The organism is Streptomyces sp. NPDC059850, assembly GCF_042731515.1.
Lineage (GTDB): Bacteria > Actinomycetota > Actinomycetes > Streptomycetales > Streptomycetaceae > Streptomyces.
The window spans coordinates 1-15,987 of the sequence record NZ_JBHWJI010000077.1 but is presented as its reverse complement, the minus strand read 5'-3'; the positions used below and the strand labels follow the sequence as shown (position 1 = coordinate 15,987).

Genomic DNA, 15,987 nt, shown 5'->3' with positions numbered 1-15,987 from the left:
ACGCGTCGAGGGGGGCACCGGGCGCTCATAAGCGACCCGGTGACCCCCTCGTCTCTGCGTGCGCCGCGCCTAGGCGGCGGTGGGGACGGCGCCTATGGAGCGGCCCGCCCAGTCGGGTGCCTTCTCGACCAGGGAGGTGAGCCGCTCGCGGATCTCCTCGGGGAACGGTGCCGAACCGCCCGCCTTCTGGTCGATGTGGAGGGCGAGGAGTTCGGTGGTGGCCACCGGATCGCCGCTCTCCGGGTCGCCCACGTACATCTCGTGGGAGAACCGCACCTTCTTCTCGTCCACACCCAGCACCCGGGTGCGGATGGTCAGCTCGGCGCCTTCCTCGACTTCGTGGAGATAGCGGATGTGCGTCTCGACGGTGTAGAGGGAGCAGCCGGTCTTCACCCGGTATCCGGAGTCGAGACCGGTCTCGACCATCATCTCGTCCGTGCTGTGTCCGAAGACGAGGACGTAGAACGCCTCGCTCATATGACCGTTGTAGTCGATCCATTCCGGTCGGACGGTCTGGTGGTAGTGGGGGAGCTGGTCGCTCACTTGTCGCCTCCCTCGTTGCGCTGCTCGGGCAACCGGCCGGTCGCCCGCAGGACGTTGATCACGCCCTGGTCCCTTTCCGCGACGAGCTGGGCGATACTCCGCCCGGCCGCCGCCTCGTCACATCCGTCGACCATGGCCGTACGCAACGAGTCGTCCAGCTCAGGGGCTTCGAGACGCGTCCATGGCGATTTCAGTGACGGTCCGAAGTGATCGAGCATATGCCCCATGCCGCCCTCGCCACCCGCCAGGGCGAACGTCAGGCACGGGCCCATGAAGGCCCAGCGCAGACCGGGTCCCTCGGTGATCGAGTCGTCGATGTCCCGCACGGTGGCCTCACCGCTCGCCACCATGTGCAGGGCCTCGCGCCACAGCGCCTCCTGGAGGCGGTTGGCGATGAAGCCGGGCAGTTCGCGGTCCATGGTGATGACGGACTTCCCGGCCGCCTTGTAGAAGGCGGAGGCCCATTCCACGGCGGCCGGGTCGGTCTTCTCGCCGCCGACGACCTCGACCAGGGGGATCAGGTACGGCGGGTTGAACGGGTGGCCGACGAGGAGGCGGCCGGGGTCGGTGGCCTCCGTCTGCATGTCGGTCATCGGGTAGCCGGAGGTGGAGGACGCGATGACGGCGCCCGCCGGGGCGGCCGCGTCCAGCTGGGCCAGCAGGCTCCGCTTCAGATCCAGCTTCTCGGGGGCGCTCTCCTGGACGAACTCCGCGTCGGCGACGGCCTCTTCGAGGGTCGGGGCGAGGGTGAGCCGGTCCGGTGAGGCGCCCTCGGCCAGGCCGAGCTGCTCCAGGGCGGGCCAGGCGGCGTCGACGAGGCGGCGCAGCTTGGTCTCGGCGTCCGGCGCCGGGTCCCAGGCGGTGACGTCGTAGCCGCGGGCGAGGAAGTGGGCGACCCAGCCGCCGCCGATGACGCCCGCGCCGATACAGGCGACGCGGCGGACACGGTCGGGTGCGCAAGGGGGTGAGGGCATGGGGGTCCTAAGGGAGGAGGGTCCTGAGGAAGGCGGAGGGGCGTTACGAGCGGGGCTTGAGGCCGAGCCGCTGGCGGGCCTCGTCCGGCGTGGCGACGGCTGCGCCCAGCAGCTCGGTGATCTGGACGGCGCGCTCGACCAGCTGGCCGTTGGTGGCCTTGACGCCCCGGCTGAGGTAGAGGTTGTCCTCCAGGCCGACCCGTACGTTGCCGCCGAGCAGGATGGACTGGGCGACCCACGGCATCTGCATGCGGCCCAGCGCGAAGCTGGCCCACTGCGCGCCCTCGGGCAGGATGTCGACCATGGCCTTGAGGACGCCCGGCTCGGCGGGGGCGCCCCACGGGATGCCCATGCACAGCTGGAAGACGGTCGGGTCGTCCAGCAGGCCCTCGGCCAGCAGCTGCTTGGCGAACCACAGCTGTCCGGTGTCGAAGATCTCCAGCTCGGGGCGGACGCCCAGGTCCTGGATGCGCTTCGCGCCGGTGCGCAGCATGTCGGGGGTGGAGACGTAGAGGTTGCTGCCGTCGCCGAAGTTGAGCGAGCCGCAGTCCAGGGTGCAGATGTCGGGCAGCAGGTCCTCGACGTGCGGGAGCCGGTCCAGGCCGCTGACCAGGTCGGTGCCGGGGAGGTGGGTCAGCGGTGCCTCGGGGTCGATGACGAGGTCGCCGCCCATGCCCGCGGTGAGGTTGATGACGACGTCGGTCCCGGTCTCCTTCACCCGCTCCACGACCTCGCGGTAGAGCCGCGGATCGCGGGAGGGGGCGCCGGTCTCGGGGTCGCGTACGTGGATGTGGACCACGGCCGCCCCGGCCTCCGCGGCCTCGACCGCGGAACGGGCTATCTGCTCGGGGGTGACGGGGACGTGGGGGCTGCGGCCCACGGTGTCACCGGCCCCAGTGAGGGCGCAGGTGATGATGACGCTGTCGTTCATGGGCATGGCGTTTCTCCGTCTTCTGCGACTGCTCCGTAGCTACGGGAACGGGGATGAACAGGCTTCGTCGGGACGGTGCTCGTCGGGACGGTGCTCGTCGGGACGGTGAGGGGGCTGTGCGGACAGCTCCGCGTCGAGGTGGGCGAGGCAGGCGGCGCGCATGTGCTCCGCGCTCGTGCCGCCCTCGCCGGGCGCGGTGGCCACCACCTGGGTGGCGAAGCCGTCGATCAGCGCGGTGAGCCGCAGCGCGCTGAACTCGGGGTCGACGTCGCGGAAGACGCCCTGGGCGATGCCGCGCCGGATCACCTCGGCGATCGTCCGCCGCCACTCCCGGTAGAACTCGGCGTGCAGCCGCCCGATGGCGGTCGAGCGCGCGGCCTCGGACCACAGGTCCATCCACACCAGCCACTGGTCGCGCTGCTGGGTGCTGTCCGGGACCTGGAGGTCGATGAGCTGGCGCAGCTCCTCCAGGGCGTCGTCGGCCTCGGCGAGGCGGGTGGCGCGGCGGACGGTGTCCTCGTCCATGCACCACCGCACGGCGGCTTCCAGTAATTCGGCGCGGCCGGGGAAGTGGTAGTGGATGGCGGCGGTGCTGGTGTCGCAGGCGGCGGCGATGTCGGCGACGCGTACGGAGTGGAAGCCGTGCTCGGCGATCAGCCGGACCGTCTCCCGCACGATCTGGAGAGGCCGCCCGCCCTCGGGGGGAGAGGTGCGGGCGGCCGGTTCAGGGGTGTCGGCGTCGGGTTCGCCGGGGCCGGTGGTGCCGAGCAGCCACCCGGCGTCGACCCGGCCCGCGTCGGCGATCCGGGCCAGTTCGGCCACGGTGAAACGGCGGGTGCCGCCGAGCGAGCGGGACAGCTTGGAGGGGTCCATGACCACGCGCCGCGCGAACTCCCGCTGGCTGCAGCCCGCTTCGTCGATCACCTGACGGACACGTGCCGCGACGTCGAACTTTTGCCGCATGGCCGACACCGTACGGAGGTGTTGAGATAAGCGCAACGGATGCTGGTGAGGGTTGACTCCTTATGGGCTGCTACGCACCGGAATTTCACCCGGGGGATGCGCCGTGGACTGACTCGGTGATCAGTGGAGATCGGTAGGAAACCAGCCACTCAGCCGAAGCGTGCGAACGCGGTCATCGTGGGCCGCAGATTCCGTATACCCGGCAGCCGCCGCGCCACCGGCACCAGCGCCCCGTGGTACAGCCCCCGCCCGCGCGGCGGCGGCAGCTCCCGCACCTCGGAGATCCTCGGATGGGCGGTACGGACCTTCGCCAGCTCCCCCGCGTTCATGCCCCACGGCATGGGCGGCGGCCGGTACCCCCGCGCGGTGCGCAGCTCGCCGCGCAGCGTGCGCGCGCTGAACCAGCGCGGCACCGCGTCGAAGACCAGCGCCCCGCCCGGAAATCCCTCCGCGCACCCGGCGATCAGGTCCCGCACCTCGGTGGGCCGCAGATACATCAGCAGCCCCTGCGCGGTGATCAGCACCCCGCACGAGGTGTCGACCTCGTTTCGCCAGGACAGGTCGAGCGCCGACCCGGCGAGGGTGCGCCGCCGCCCGTCGTCCGGCAGCAGCGCGCGCCGCACGGCGGCGGTCTCCGGCAGCTCCACGCACAGCCAGCGGGCCCGTCCGTTGTCCACCCGCCAGTACTGGGTCTCCAGACCCTCGGCGAGCGCGACGACGGTGCCGTCCGGGTGGGCGGCGAGGAAGTCCCGTACGGCGTCGTCGAAGGTACGGACCCGCAGCGCGTGCCCCTGCGCGAGCAGCGGGCTCGGCGGGCCGAAGGTCTCCTCGAAGGGATAGTCGATGCGGTCGGCCAGCTCAACGGCCTTGGGGTCCGCCAGCACCGGCCGCGGCCCGCGCGCCTCGTACGCGCGCATGTACAGGTTCCACAGCAGGGTCTCGGGGACCCCGCTCAGCTCGACGCGCCACCCGTTGTCGTCCGCCATGCGGTCCATTGAACACCCGTGGCACGTGCTCTGCCCGGCCCGTCCCCGCCTGCGCTCCGCGACCATGATCCGCGCGCCCACCAGGACCGCACCGGGGCGTCTGGCCCGGACAGCGGCCCAGCGGCCCGCGCGGCCCAGGGGACGAACCCGTCGCCACGAGGCGACCACGAGCCCTGGCCGCCCGGCGCGCCGGACCCGCGCCAGGCCTCCGCACCGGCACCACACGCCGATGGCCGGGCCGACGCGCCTGCCCCGACTGGCCCGGGGGGACCGGCGCGGGCGCCCCGTCCGGCTCGGCTCAGAGCGTCCGTACCGCCTCGTCGGGCGGCAACTGGCCCCGTATCGGCAACCCCACCGGCGACGCCGACCCAACTCGCCCCGTACCCCGGGCGACAGCCCCCCGTGCCCAACCCGCCCACGGACGGGAACTGGAGCCCGCCCCCCCCAAAGCGACGCGGACCGGGCGCGGGCCCTGCTCGTCCCCGTGGCCGACCCGCAGGGCGAACCGCAGCGCCCCCCGGCCGTGGCCCCGGTCCTCCCGGGCCGCCCGGAACCCGCCCGCCCCGAGGTCCGCGCCCCGGTCGCGCCGGACAACCACGGTGGCGTCGCATGCCCCTGGTGTCATGTCGCCAACCGCCCCCGTCTGCGCCACCAGATCGGCCGCATCCTGCGCTGGATGGCGCTCGCGGCGGTGCTGGCCCTGGTGGGCTGGGCTGAAGGCGTTCGACGTGGTCAGCAACCCCTGGTGGGGACCGGGCGTCACCCAGTCCGCGCAGGGGGAGTGGCTGGAGGCCCGCTTCCGGGACCCGGTCCGCCTGCTGGACATCGGCATCACGCCCGGCCAGTCCGGCCGCGGTGAAACCCTCACCAAGTCCGCCCTCCCGCACCGCATCGAGGCCAGCATCACCACGGACGACGGCAAGACCACCGTCCGCCAACTCAACCTCGACCAGGGCGCGGGCTTCCAGCGCCACAAGTTCCGCGCGCAGAACGTCACCGCCGTCCGCTTCACCATCCAGTCGGCGTACGGAGCCGACGGGAAGAAGCAGGTGGCCATCGCCGAGATCGAGTTCTTCGGCCCCTCCAAGGCGGGCCGTTCGTAACCCCGTTCGTAACCCCGTACGACGAACACTCCCGCCCCGCTTGAGTCTCCCTCGAAGGCCACTCGCAGCAGAGCGAGACCAGCGGGGCGGGTGGGTCCCATGGGACCACTGCGCCCAGCTGCCGCACCCCGCGCCACATCCGCCCCTCCGGGCGATCGGAAGCACCGTTCTCAATCCCCTTGGTCCTCCCTAACGTGAGGGCGTGAATCATCCGAAATCACCGCAACACCTCATCACCGCAGCCGGGCTGACGGCACTGGCCCTCCTGTCGACCTGCATGGGCACAGCCCACGCCGCGCCGGAGCAGAAGCCCCAGGTCACCCACCACCTGAAGGTCACCTACAGCACGCCCCACCACACCACCAGGGCTGCCGCCCCGGGCAAGCTGTGCTCAACGCCGGTCGTCGTGACCCAGGCGTTCATCCGTACCCACGCCTGCAAGACCGTGCAGGCCACGGTGACCGTGCTGAAGATCGTGAACGGCGTGCCCCACCCGCAGGGCACGGCCCGGTTCACGATCGAGCACGAGATCGGCCTCAAGCTGCGCGGCACCAAGTGGAGCGAGAAGATCTCGGTGTCCAAGGCCCGCGTCACCGGCCGCGCGAGCGGCATCCGTACCGTCCTCCGCCCCACCGCCCCCGGCGCCACGGCCAAGACGACCGGCGCGCTCGCGAAGCCGTTCACCCTCGGCGGCTCGGCACCGTCCGGCGGTATCGACTACCGGATGCCGGTCGCCAAGCTGAAGAAGCGCACGACGGCCACGACGTACGTGTTCGAGATGACCAAGCCCGGCTATCTGCCCGGCCGGATGTCGTACGCGTCGGAGCGCTACCGCTGCGACGACACGCTGTGGAACGAGTCGAAGACGCGGCGGACGGCGGCCGCCGGATGCGTCTTCCCGAAGCACGCCGCGACCGACGACGGGACCGACCCCTCCGGCATGGCCTTCCTGCCGGGCATCGCGAGCAACATCCGCAAGGTGCAGGCCGCCCCGCTGCACATCGGCCGCCCCGGCTCCGGCGTCCCGCTGACCCGCGCCGGTGAGGCCACCAGGAAGAAGAACCGGCAAGCGGTGTGCGGGGGCCGGAAGCCCGGCCGGGGCGACGTCACCTGGGTGGTCGTGCCCTCGACGCCGGGCCAGACCTACAACCCGACCTCACCCTCCTGCGACGAGTACCCCTTCGCCAGCACCCACCAGGGCGGCACCACGTACGCACCGCCGAACCGTGCCATCAAGTGGGTCCCGCGCTGGGAGAACACGCTGCAGGGGCAGATCCTGAACAGCTTCTACACCAAGTACCGCGTCCTCGTGGGCGACCCGTACTACGTCAACATGGGCTGAGCGCACCGACCGCCGTCCCCCGAGGAGCCCGCATGCCCGAGGAGCGTTTCCGGGTCGACGTAGAGCACAGCTACGACGTGATCACCGGCGCGGTGGAGGAGGTCACCGACGTCTTCCTCCAGATCGACCCCAACAAGGCGGTCGGCGGCAACGTCGTGCCCTACGACGACGCACGCGGCCTGCAAGTCCTCACCCTCACCGAATGGGACGAGATCACGCTGACGACCAGCGTCCACGACACGGCCCCGCCCCTGGACACCACGCCGTGGTCCTGGATCAGAGAGGTCAGCCTCCTGGCCGAACCCGGCGGCACCGGCCCGCCCCCGGACGAGGACGACCCCGAGCCCGACCAGCACGACCCCCACACCGCCCTCGCCGAGGTATGGAGCTTCGGCGAAAAGGGCGCAGACCTCCACGCCGAACCCAAGCTCCCCTGCCCCGACACCACCCCCCGCTGGTTCCGCGCCAGAATCCACGGCCGCACGGACCAGCCACCCCCCGAGCCCTACGAGGACCACCTCATCCAACTATGGCCCCAACCCCCCACACCCCCCGAAGACCTCCACCCTCAGAGGGGATGAGCCCGCTCCCATGCCTCCAGAACCACCAAGGGCACCCGCCCCCGGAAGGGCACGTCATACCCCTGAGCCCGCCCCCACTCCCGAATGCTCTCGGTGTCGACGGGCGGCCTCGTCCTCACATTGACAGGCACCCAGGGCCCGGGAACGGCAGGCGCGAACCCCACCGGTCCCTGGGACACCGCCGTCTCGCGGCTCAGCACCGAGACGAGGAACTCGCTCAGCGTGCCGTCGAAGGTGAACCAGCGGAGCCCGCGGTCCTCGCTCCCGGCGATGCGCCAGGTGTCGGGGGCGTCCAGGGGATCGGTGATCCAGAAGAGCTTTTCGCCGTTGCCGATACCACCCATGGAGAACAGGTGCTGCGGATGACAGGGGACAGGCGCCTCGCCCTGGTCGTAGTCCTGCTGGACGTACTCGCGCACAATGCCGGGCATGCGACCGGTGAGGTTGCTGTACTCGGTGTAGCCGTGGGGATGGCAGATGCTGATGAAATCGGCGAAATCACCGGGCCCGTAAACGGCGGCGAGCCGCTTGTAGTCCGCGGGCAGTCGCATGCCGAGGACGGTCTCGACCGCGCCCCAGTCGATCGGGCCCGGCGGATCGTCCGGCGGCGGACAGAGCTGGGCGAGTGCGTCTATGGCGTTCATCAGGTTCCTCATGTAGATGTCGTACGCCGATTCTCAGGTCAGGCCCCGGCGCCCAGAACACCCCCTGCCACCGCCCGGAACCCCTTCACCGCCTCCCACAACGCGTCCGACCGCTCCGCCGCGAGCGCCAAGTCCGCCGCCCTGCGCGAGGCGTCACCGCGGCGTGCGTCGTCCACCATCCGCCGCATCACACCGGAGAGCGCACCCGACGCCTCCGCCACCCCGCTTACGGCCTTGCCCACCCCCGACGGCCCCTCCAGCAGCACCACCTCGGCAGCCCGGTGCACCTCGCGCGCCAGCCCGATGAACGCCTCCACCCGCCCCTCGACGACCGCCTGATCAGGAGCCTCCGCACCAAGCGCACGCAGCACGTCGTCCATCGCCACATCGCGGTCGTGGAGGGCGACCAGGTACTGCGTATACGCCTCCCGCCGCACCTGCCGCCGCCACTGCTCATGCTGCGAATGCGCCTGGGCCCGCCCACTGACCGAAGCCGCCCCCAACGAAGCAACGGCCCCGAGGGCAGCCCCCACCAGCGCCGCAAGTCCCGCATCCATACCCGCAATTCTGCCTGCGCCAGGCGCTTTCGACAGGCTTACGCGGTGCTGGTATCGGCCCGATAGATGATTTTCCCGTCGAACTCGGCGAACCCGAGCGACTTGTAGAAGGAACGCGCGTCCGCGTTGTCGCGATCGGTCATCCACTCGACGCGGCTGCACTCGGGACGCGCCGCGGCGAGAGCGCGGAGTTCATCCATCAGCCGGGCGCCGACGCCCTGGCGGCGCAGGGTGTCGCTGACGTACAGCTCCTTGAGGAACAGCGAGTGGGAGGAACCCGCGGCCGGCCAGAGGAACGAGTAGGCCGCGAGCCCGGCGAGGTCACGCGTCTCGTCCTCGACGACCAGGGCGAAGTCCATCCCTGATCTTGCGTAGGTATCCCCGGCTTCAGCCGGGGAGGGAAGTGCATCCTGGGCCCGGAGGCGCGAAGCGCCGGAGTTCGCTTCGGCGCTGGGGTGAGGTCAGACGGGCCGCTTCTGCCCTTCGATGTACTGCCGGATCACGGTGAGTGGTGCGCCACCGCACGAGCCTGCGAAATAGGAGCGGGACCAGAACACGGAGCCCATCCCGATCTGGTTGATCCGGCCGGTGTACTCGGCATGCAGGTACCCGGAGCTGACGCCCTTGAGTGAGTTGATCAGCTTCGACAGGGCGACTTTCGGCGGGTAGTACACCAACAGGTGTACATGGTCGGCCTCGCCGTGGAACTCCCTCAGCTCTGCCTCGAACCTGCCGCACACCTCTCGCATGGTCTCCTCGCACCGCTTGAGCATGGCGTCATCGAAGACACCACGCCGATACCTCGTGACGAACATCAAGTGCGCGTGAAGGTTGTAGGTGACGTGGCGGCCAGTACGAATATCAGAGTTTGATCCTCAATATGGTGACACGCGCCAAGCGTCGTATGCTCTCGAGAGCTACCAAGAAGGGGGTGGGCCGGATGATTCGTGCGTACAAGTTCCTCATGCGGCCCACCGTGCGTCAGCAGGGCGCGCTCACCGAGATGCTGCGTGATCACTGTTCGCTCTACAACGGGGCGTTACAGGAACGCCGCGACGCCTACCGCCACGCCTCGAAGACCACGATCCGGTACGGGCAGCAGTCTGCGCAGCTCAAGGACATCAGAGCCTTCGACCCCGAGCGTCAAGGCCGCTGGTCGTTCTCCAGCCAGCAGGCCACCTTGCGGCGTCTGGACAAAGCGTTCGCCGCGTTCTTCCGTCGGGTCAAGGCCGGGGAAAAGCCGGGCTATCCCCGTTTCCGGTCAGGCAGCCGGTTCGACACCGTGGAGTTCCCCAAGGACGGCGACGGCTGTCGCTGGGATGCCACCCCTCGCGATCCCGCCACCCGTGTCCGCCTCCAAGGCGTCGGGCACGTCAAGGTGTGCCAGCACCGGCCTGTCGTCGGCAAGGTCAAGACGATCGGCGTCAGGCGCGAAGGGCGTCGCTGGTACGTGGTCCTCACCGTCGAACAGGGCACCCTCGAGCCGCTTCCAGCGACTGGGGCCGTGGTCGGCATCGACATGGGTATCGCCCACTTCCTCGCCGACTCAGGCGGAGATTTCGTACCCAACCCCCGTCACGGGGCGAAGATCGCCGCGAAACTCGAAGCCGCCCAGCGGTCCCTCAGCCGGTGCAAGCGCGGCAGCAGGCGCCGCCGCAAAGCCGTGGAGTCCGTGGCCCGGCTGCACCGAAAGGCGCGCCGCCAGCGTCTGGACCACGCACACAAGACCGCGCTTGATCTTGTGCGCGAACACGACTTCATCGCGCACGAAGACCTCAAGATCCGCAACATGAGCAGGGCCCCCGCGCCGAAGCCCGACCCGGACAGGCCGGGTTCTTTCCTGCCCAACGGGGGCGCCGCGAAGACCGGATTGAACCGCTCGATCGCTGATGCCGGATGGGGGGTGTTCCTGACGATCCTGCACGCCAAGGCTGAAAGCGCCGGACGGGAAGTGATCGCCGTGGACCCCCGCAACACCTCCCGGCGGTGCCCCGCATGCGGGCACACCGCCAAGGAAAACCGGCCCACACAGGAGAAGTTCCACTGTGTCTCGTGTGGCCACAACGCGCACGCTGACACGGTGGGCGCCCTGAACGTTCTACGGGCCGGGCTGGTCCGTCGCGAAGCCGCACCGGCTTAGCGAGAAGCCCCCTCGTTTACGAGGGGGAGGAGTCACGAACGCCTGCGACCAGTCCGGGAACGCCTCCCGGTACACGTACGGCCACAGGTCGACCAGCAACTCGTCCGCCCCGAGCGCCGCGTCGAGCGCCCGGGACAGCGACTCTGTCGGCTTCGCCCCGGAGGCCCGCTCGATCTGGGTGATCCGCGCGCTGACCACATGAGTCTTCTTGCCCAGCTCGGCCTGGGGCAGCCCGGCGGCCATGTACTCACCTCGCAGTTCCCGTCGACGCCCAGGGGCGCACGGCTGGCGCGGCGGGGAGCCGTACAGCAGGTGGCGGAGTGGGGCTATCCGCCCGCGTCGGACACGTCCTGCACGGTGGCCCTGCTGGTGGCGGAGCTGGCGTCCAACGCCGTGCGCCACGGGCGCGTACCCGGGCGGGACTTCCGCCTCCGCCTCACCCTGCGAGAAGAGCCGACGCAGACGATCCGCATCGAGGTCTCGGACTCCCGGGAAGAACGGCTCCCGATCAAGCCGTCGGCCACCTCACCCGATGACGAGGCAGGCCGCGGCCTGCTCCTCGTCGAGCTGCTGGCCACGGACTGGGGCACGGAGCCCCGCGAACCGGTCGGCAAGACCGTCTGGGCGGAGTGCGCTCCGGAGGAGGAGCGGCGTCACGGGACCTGATGCCGTACCGGCGGGCGGCCGACGCTGAGGTAGGTGTAGCCGAGGTCGCGCATGTGGTCGGGGTCCAGGAGGTTGCGGCCGTCGAAGAGCACCGGGGCGCGCATGAGCGTGTGGCAGTGGTGCCAGTCGGCTTCGCGCAGGTGGGGCCACTCGGTCGCGATGAGGGCGGCGTCGGCGTCGGCGAGGGCCGCGTGGAGGTCGGTGCAGCGGTCGGCGGAGGCCCACGGTTCGTCGTGGAGGTGGGGTGCGACGGGATCCCAGCACCGTACGTGGGCGCCTTCCGCGAGCAGCCGCGAGGCGATGACCGTGCTGGGTGCCTCGCGCATGTCGTCGGTGCCCGGCTTGAAGGTCATGCCGAGGAGGGCGACGGTCCGGCCGGAGAGGCCGCCGAGTTCGTGGGCGAGGCGTTTGACGGACCGGCGGGGCTGGAGGTCGTTGACGTCGATGACGGCGCTCAGCAACGGGAAGGTGTGCCCGGCGTTGCTGGCCAGGGCACGGAGGGCTCGGGAGTCTTTGGGGAAGCAGCTCCCGCCGTATCCGAGACCGGCCTGCATGAAATGCGGACCGAGGCGGTGGTCCATTCCGGTGGCCCGGGTGACTTTGGTGATGTCGGCGCCGGTCGCCTCGCACAGGGCGGCGATTTCGTTGGTGAAGGAAATCTTGGTCGCCAGCAGCGCGTTGGCGGTCAGTTTGACCATTTCGGCCGAGGCGATGTCCATGATTTCGGCCGGTGCGTCCACTCCGTGGTGGAGGTTCACGAGGAGTTTGGCCACGGTGTCGTCGTCCGTGCCGATGACGATGCGATCGGGGCGCAGGAAGTCTTCCACCGCCCGTCCCTCGGCGGTGAATTCGGGATTGGACGCGTACCGCACATGCGCCAGGCCGGAGGCGTCCAGGGCCTTTCGGACGCGGGCCCCGGTGCCGACCGGGACCGTGCTTTTCATGACGACGGCGGTCAAGTGCGCGGCATCGCGGAGGGATTCGACCACGGCCCATACCCGCGACAGATCGGCGTCGCCGGAGGGCATGGGCGGCGTGTCGACGCATACGAAGACGACTTCCGCGTCGCGGACCGCTTCCTCGGCGTCCAGCGTGAAATGCAGACGGGAGGTGTTGCGGGCGATCAGGGCGGCGAGCCCCGGTTCGTAGATGGGCACGGAACCGGCCCGTAAGGCGGCGATGCGTTCGGGCTGGATGTCGCGGATGGTGACGGAGTGGCCGAGTTCGGCGAAACATGCCCCGGCGACCAGTCCGATATACCCGGCGCCGAATACGGCGACGCGGCAGGCGGATGAGGGTGGTTGGGTCACTTCGGCTCTTCTCCTTGCGCGGCCAGGGGCGATTCGTTCCACGGGTCGTTCCAGGGGTCGTACGTCGGGACGTACTGCGGCGGTGCTGGTTGCGGCGCAGGGGAGGAAGGCGAGCCGCCGTCGAGGGTGACTTCCGCGCCGTTCTGCCGCGTCCCCCACCCTGTCCTCGCGCACGTGAAGATCCCGTACCAGCGCAGAAAGCGCAGTACCGTCCAGGCCAGCACGATCGCCAAGGGCATCGTCAGCCAGGTCAGCGCCCGCGAACGAATGCGTTCATCGGAGCGGATGATCCCGAGATAGCGGAGCCCCTGTGCGTAACCGATGAGGAAGGGAATGATCAGCATGCTGTTCGGCGGCATCTTTCCGTACGCCACCGGCTCGACCACCAGCAGCCACAGCACGACCATCTGGGTGAGGACCATCTGCAGCCAGCGCACGGCGTGCAGCCAATAGGCCGGTCTCGCGGGCGACAGATACCGCATGCGCCATACGGAACGAATCGTGGAACCGCGCATCCAGCGCAGATACATGCGCGTGAAATGGCTCCACTTCTCTGGCATGGCCGTGAAGCAGATCGCCTGCGGCTGCTGTACGGTCAGCCCCCGCTGCTGCGCGTACAGGGTCAGCAGACTGTCGTCGGAGAACATCACCGTCCGGCCCATGAACGTCTCGTTCAGATACGAGTCGAGGTTGTCCCGGATGACGTTCGCGCGATAGGCGGCCAGCGGTCCGGAATTCACCATGACGGCGCCCACGGCCGACTGCCCGGAGCGGTCCACGAGTTGGCATACGACGAACCACAGATCCGTGACCCGCACCAGCCAGTTGGCCCGGTTGTTCGTCGCGATCACGATTCCGGCGACGGACTGCACCCGCGGCCGGGCGAAGGGGAGGAGGACTTGCTCGATGGCTTGTGGCGCGAAGCAGGAGTCGGAATCGCAGGTGATGTAGATGTCCGCCTCCGGGCTGACGCGTACGCCATGCGCCTGCGCGTGCCGTTTCCCGCCGTTCGGCACGCGCCGCCAGGTCGTCGCGATCCCCGCGTGCCTGGCCTCGCGCTCCCACCAGGCTTTGACGTCGGCGTAGTCGCCGCTCGTGGAACCGTCGTCGACGATGTGGACGGAATTCGGCAGCCGCGTCTGCCGGAGGAAACTCTCCAGGCCGAGCTTGAGATATCCCGGATCCTCGTTGTAGACGGGCATGAGGACCGATACGTGCAGCGCCGACAGCTGACGTGCCACCCGGTCCGTGAGCCGGGGAGTCCGCTCCAGGTGGTACATGAAGGTCTGGAGCAGGAAGACGAGGAACAGGCTGATCCAGACCACCTTGAGACGGCTGGCCGCCTCGGCGTCCGCGTCGAGGGCGACGGTCGCGTGATGTGTTGCCCAGGCGGCGGCCAGCAGGAGAACCAGAATGCCCATCAGTACGGTGCTCGACCGGTGCTGATGACCGGTGAGCACCGACTGCTGGCGACGGCCGCGGCTCACCTGCGGCGCCGGTGCGGATGAACCACCGGCGCCGAACCCTGGCTCGCCGCCAGGCCGCGCCGGTACCCGAACCGTATGGTCAGCAGCCCCACGCACACGAGCGCGGCGGCGACGGCCAGCATCCATCCCCCGATGGGATAGGCCGCCCCGCCCACCACGATGACCGGTACTCCGGTTTGTGCGAGCTGACCGTTTCCGGACATGAAGATCCCCCTAGAGAAGTAAACGGGTGTATCTGAGGTGACGGGAAGCATATGAGATGCGCGATACGGGTGCAGCTTTTCGTGGGATATGCATCCGATATGAAGGATTGCAGAACGAGGCGAAGGCGGCGCTTATGCGAAACAATTCGATCGCAAGCGGTCGGCGATCTCATTGCGGTGCGAAAAAGCGACCGATGCCGACCACTTCGCTGCGGGGTGCGCCGTCGCCCAGACCTCCTCAGAATTGACATAAGGAGGTGAGGGCCATGCCCACCTACATCACCATGCTGAACTGGACCGATCAGGGCGTCCGGGCCTACCGCGACACCGCGAAGCGCTACGAGGCCTTCGGGGCGGCGCTGGACAAGCTCGGGGTGAAGCTCCTGGACTTCCACTGGACCGTCGGCCCGTACGACATCATCTACACGATCGACGCCCCCGACGACGAAACCGCCACCGCGGCTTCCCTGCAACTCAGCGGCCTGGGCAACGTCCGCTGCACGACCCTGCGCGCCTTCGACCGGCAGGAGATGGACGGCATCATCGCCAAGGCGGCGAGCTGACGGCTCCGGCTCCGGCCCCGGTTCCGGTTCCGGTCCCGGTCCCGGTCCCGGTGCGCGAGCTGGCCGCACGGCGGCAGGCCCCCGCCGAGGCGGGGGCCTGCCGACCGCTGCTGCTTACTTGCAGTAGATCGCCGCATTCGACTTACGGATGGAGGACTTCCCCGAGCCGCCCCGCTTGGCGCTGGCGAAGCTCGAGTACTTACCGCAGGTGCCGACCTTGGCGGTGACGCTCACGGACCCCGCCTGCATCGTCTTGCACTTCTGGGCCACCTCGATGTCGGGGTAGTAGGGGTGGGCCACCAGGAGGGATACGCACAGTTTCGTGCCCGCGGGCTGCGGGCCGAGCATGGTCGCCTTTGCCGTGACCTTTCCGGACTTGTAGGTGGGTGCCTTCGCGGTGAGCCAGTCGGCAGCGGATGCCGATTGAGTTCCCCCGAATACCGCGAGTGACGCGACAATTGCCACGCCCATGGTCTTGAACCTCAAAATTGCTCCCCGTTTCGCGTGATCGAAGTGATCGTGCTTGGCGGGAAAGCTAGCAGACGTCATGGGCGAAGTCAGGGTGTCAGCAAGGTACTTCTGCTCGGCACTTGACGGTCCGTCGGCCCGTCGCATTCCCAAGGGGCGCGGAAAACGCAAAGGCAGGACTTTGCCCGATATGGCGGGAGTTCGTCGCTCCTGGGATTGGGTGGCGCAAACCCCTTGCGCCCGGTGAACATGCCCATGTAAAAAGATCCGCGACCACGCTCGGGCTTAAGCCTGAGTGAATAAACGGGGGATTCTGAGGGAGGGCGATGACTGCGGCGATGACTGCGTCAATGGCCCTCCCCTGCCTTCCCTGCTGTTAGAGGGGAACGGAATGAGGAGCAAAGCCGGCTCCATCGCGGCCATCGCGGCTGCCGTCATGACCACAGGCGCGATGCTCGCGCCTGCCGCCGCTGCCGCGGACGACGACGTGAGCGTCAAGTACGTCTGCACCACGAAGCACACGGCC

The 15,987-nt window shown here is 69.3% G+C and carries 19 protein-coding genes and 1 pseudogene; 6 read left to right on the top strand and 14 right to left on the bottom strand.

What is annotated here, in order from left to right; all coding sequences use genetic code 11:
* Positions 1-69: 69 nt before the first annotated feature.
* From ACFV9T_RS38470 to ACFV9T_RS38450, 5 genes are all read right to left on the bottom strand, one after another.
* On the bottom strand, positions 70-543 hold the full coding sequence (locus tag ACFV9T_RS38470; protein ID WP_385447386.1) for a thioesterase family protein: 474 nt from the start codon (positions 541-543) through the stop codon (positions 70-72).
* Complete coding sequence (locus ACFV9T_RS38465; protein WP_385447384.1) at positions 540-1,517, bottom strand: 3-hydroxyacyl-CoA dehydrogenase NAD-binding domain-containing protein; 978 nt, start codon at positions 1,515-1,517, stop codon at positions 540-542. The genes ACFV9T_RS38470 and ACFV9T_RS38465 overlap by 4 nt, the downstream gene beginning before the upstream one ends.
* Positions 1,518-1,560: 43 nt before the next feature.
* A complete protein-coding gene (locus tag ACFV9T_RS38460) occupies positions 1,561-2,454 on the bottom strand; it encodes a 3-keto-5-aminohexanoate cleavage protein (RefSeq protein WP_385447382.1) in 894 nt (297 codons plus the stop codon).
* A 33-nt stretch (positions 2,455-2,487) separates the two neighbouring features.
* The gene (locus ACFV9T_RS38455; protein WP_385447380.1) at positions 2,488-3,411 is read right to left on the bottom strand and encodes a TetR family transcriptional regulator C-terminal domain-containing protein; all 924 of its coding nucleotides are present in this window, start codon (positions 3,409-3,411) and stop codon (positions 2,488-2,490) included.
* A gap of 149 nt (positions 3,412-3,560) precedes the next feature.
* Positions 3,561-4,397, bottom strand: a complete 837-nt coding sequence (locus ACFV9T_RS38450) for a class I SAM-dependent methyltransferase (RefSeq protein WP_385447378.1) — start codon at positions 4,395-4,397, stop codon at positions 3,561-3,563.
* Positions 4,398-5,125: 728 nt separating this feature from the next.
* Between ACFV9T_RS38450 and ACFV9T_RS38445 the strand changes: the two genes are divergently transcribed.
* The 3 genes from ACFV9T_RS38445 to ACFV9T_RS38435 all read left to right on the top strand — a co-directional run bounded on the left by ACFV9T_RS38445 (position 5,126) and on the right by ACFV9T_RS38435 (position 7,423).
* Positions 5,126-5,500 (top strand): NADase-type glycan-binding domain-containing protein, encoded by a 375-nt coding sequence (locus ACFV9T_RS38445; protein WP_385447376.1) that lies wholly within the window; start codon positions 5,126-5,128, stop codon positions 5,498-5,500.
* 202 nt (positions 5,501-5,702) lie between these two features.
* Entirely contained in the window at positions 5,703-6,842 is a 1,140-nt protein-coding gene (locus ACFV9T_RS38440) for a NucA/NucB deoxyribonuclease domain-containing protein (protein WP_385447374.1), read from the top strand.
* Positions 6,843-6,874: 32 nt separating this feature from the next.
* Positions 6,875-7,423, top strand: coding sequence for a hypothetical protein (locus tag ACFV9T_RS38435; protein WP_385447372.1), 549 nt, complete (start codon positions 6,875-6,877; stop codon positions 7,421-7,423).
* On the opposite strand, the gene ACFV9T_RS38430 is transcribed toward ACFV9T_RS38435, so the two are convergent.
* The 4 genes from ACFV9T_RS38430 to tnpA form a co-directional block, all read right to left on the bottom strand.
* Positions 7,411-8,067: a hypothetical protein gene (locus ACFV9T_RS38430; protein ID WP_385447370.1), complete on the bottom strand. Its 657-nt coding sequence runs from the start codon at positions 8,065-8,067 to the stop codon at positions 7,411-7,413. The two genes, ACFV9T_RS38435 and ACFV9T_RS38430, sit on opposite strands and share 13 nt — an antisense overlap.
* Before the next feature lie 38 nt (positions 8,068-8,105).
* Complete coding sequence (locus ACFV9T_RS38425; protein ID WP_385447368.1) at positions 8,106-8,624, bottom strand: proline dehydrogenase; 519 nt, start codon at positions 8,622-8,624, stop codon at positions 8,106-8,108.
* A 38-nt stretch (positions 8,625-8,662) separates the two neighbouring features.
* Positions 8,663-8,983, bottom strand: a complete 321-nt coding sequence (locus ACFV9T_RS38420; RefSeq protein ID WP_385447366.1) for a GNAT family N-acetyltransferase — start codon at positions 8,981-8,983, stop codon at positions 8,663-8,665.
* A 102-nt stretch (positions 8,984-9,085) separates the two neighbouring features.
* Positions 9,086-9,484, bottom strand: coding sequence for an IS200/IS605 family transposase (tnpA, locus tag ACFV9T_RS38415; RefSeq protein WP_385447419.1), 399 nt, complete (start codon positions 9,482-9,484; stop codon positions 9,086-9,088).
* Between the two features lie 80 nt (positions 9,485-9,564).
* Between tnpA and ACFV9T_RS38410 the strand changes: the two genes are divergently transcribed.
* On the top strand, positions 9,565-10,764 hold the full coding sequence (locus ACFV9T_RS38410; RefSeq protein WP_385447364.1) for an RNA-guided endonuclease InsQ/TnpB family protein: 1,200 nt from the start codon (positions 9,565-9,567) through the stop codon (positions 10,762-10,764).
* Positions 10,765-10,797: 33 nt separating this feature from the next.
* Here ACFV9T_RS38410 and ACFV9T_RS38405 read toward each other — a convergent pair.
* Positions 10,798-11,007 (bottom strand): annotated as a pseudogene (locus tag ACFV9T_RS38405) (helix-turn-helix domain-containing protein); the annotation flags it as partial.
* Between ACFV9T_RS38405 and ACFV9T_RS38400 the strand changes: the two are divergent.
* Positions 10,963-11,430, top strand: coding sequence for an ATP-binding protein (locus ACFV9T_RS38400; protein ID WP_385447362.1), 468 nt, complete (start codon positions 10,963-10,965; stop codon positions 11,428-11,430). The pseudogene ACFV9T_RS38405 and the gene ACFV9T_RS38400 overlap by 45 nt on opposite strands.
* Here the strand turns inward: ACFV9T_RS38400 and ACFV9T_RS38395 are convergent.
* The 3 genes from ACFV9T_RS38395 to ACFV9T_RS38385 all read right to left on the bottom strand — a co-directional run bounded on the left by ACFV9T_RS38395 (position 11,418) and on the right by ACFV9T_RS38385 (position 14,430).
* Positions 11,418-12,740 carry a UDP-glucose dehydrogenase family protein gene (locus ACFV9T_RS38395; RefSeq protein ID WP_385447360.1) on the bottom strand — a complete coding sequence of 441 codons (1,323 nt, stop codon included), beginning with the start codon at positions 12,738-12,740 and terminating at the stop codon, positions 11,418-11,420. The two genes, ACFV9T_RS38400 and ACFV9T_RS38395, sit on opposite strands and share 13 nt — an antisense overlap.
* Positions 12,737-14,161 carry a glycosyltransferase gene (locus tag ACFV9T_RS38390; protein WP_385447358.1) on the bottom strand — a complete coding sequence of 475 codons (1,425 nt, stop codon included), beginning with the start codon at positions 14,159-14,161 and terminating at the stop codon, positions 12,737-12,739. The genes ACFV9T_RS38395 and ACFV9T_RS38390 overlap by 4 nt, the downstream gene beginning before the upstream one ends.
* 62 nt (positions 14,162-14,223) lie before the next feature.
* Complete coding sequence (locus ACFV9T_RS38385; RefSeq protein ID WP_385447356.1) at positions 14,224-14,430, bottom strand: hypothetical protein; 207 nt, start codon at positions 14,428-14,430, stop codon at positions 14,224-14,226.
* A 266-nt stretch (positions 14,431-14,696) separates the two neighbouring features.
* On the opposite strand from ACFV9T_RS38385, the gene ACFV9T_RS38380 reads away from it, so the two are divergent.
* Positions 14,697-14,993 carry a GYD domain-containing protein gene (locus ACFV9T_RS38380; protein WP_385447354.1) on the top strand — a complete coding sequence of 99 codons (297 nt, stop codon included), beginning with the start codon at positions 14,697-14,699 and terminating at the stop codon, positions 14,991-14,993.
* Positions 14,994-15,107: 114 nt separating this feature from the next.
* Here the strand turns inward: ACFV9T_RS38380 and ACFV9T_RS38375 are convergent, their stop codons facing one another.
* Positions 15,108-15,464 carry a hypothetical protein gene (locus ACFV9T_RS38375; RefSeq protein ID WP_385447352.1) on the bottom strand — a complete coding sequence of 119 codons (357 nt, stop codon included), beginning with the start codon at positions 15,462-15,464 and terminating at the stop codon, positions 15,108-15,110.
* Positions 15,465-15,987 lie beyond the last annotated feature (523 nt).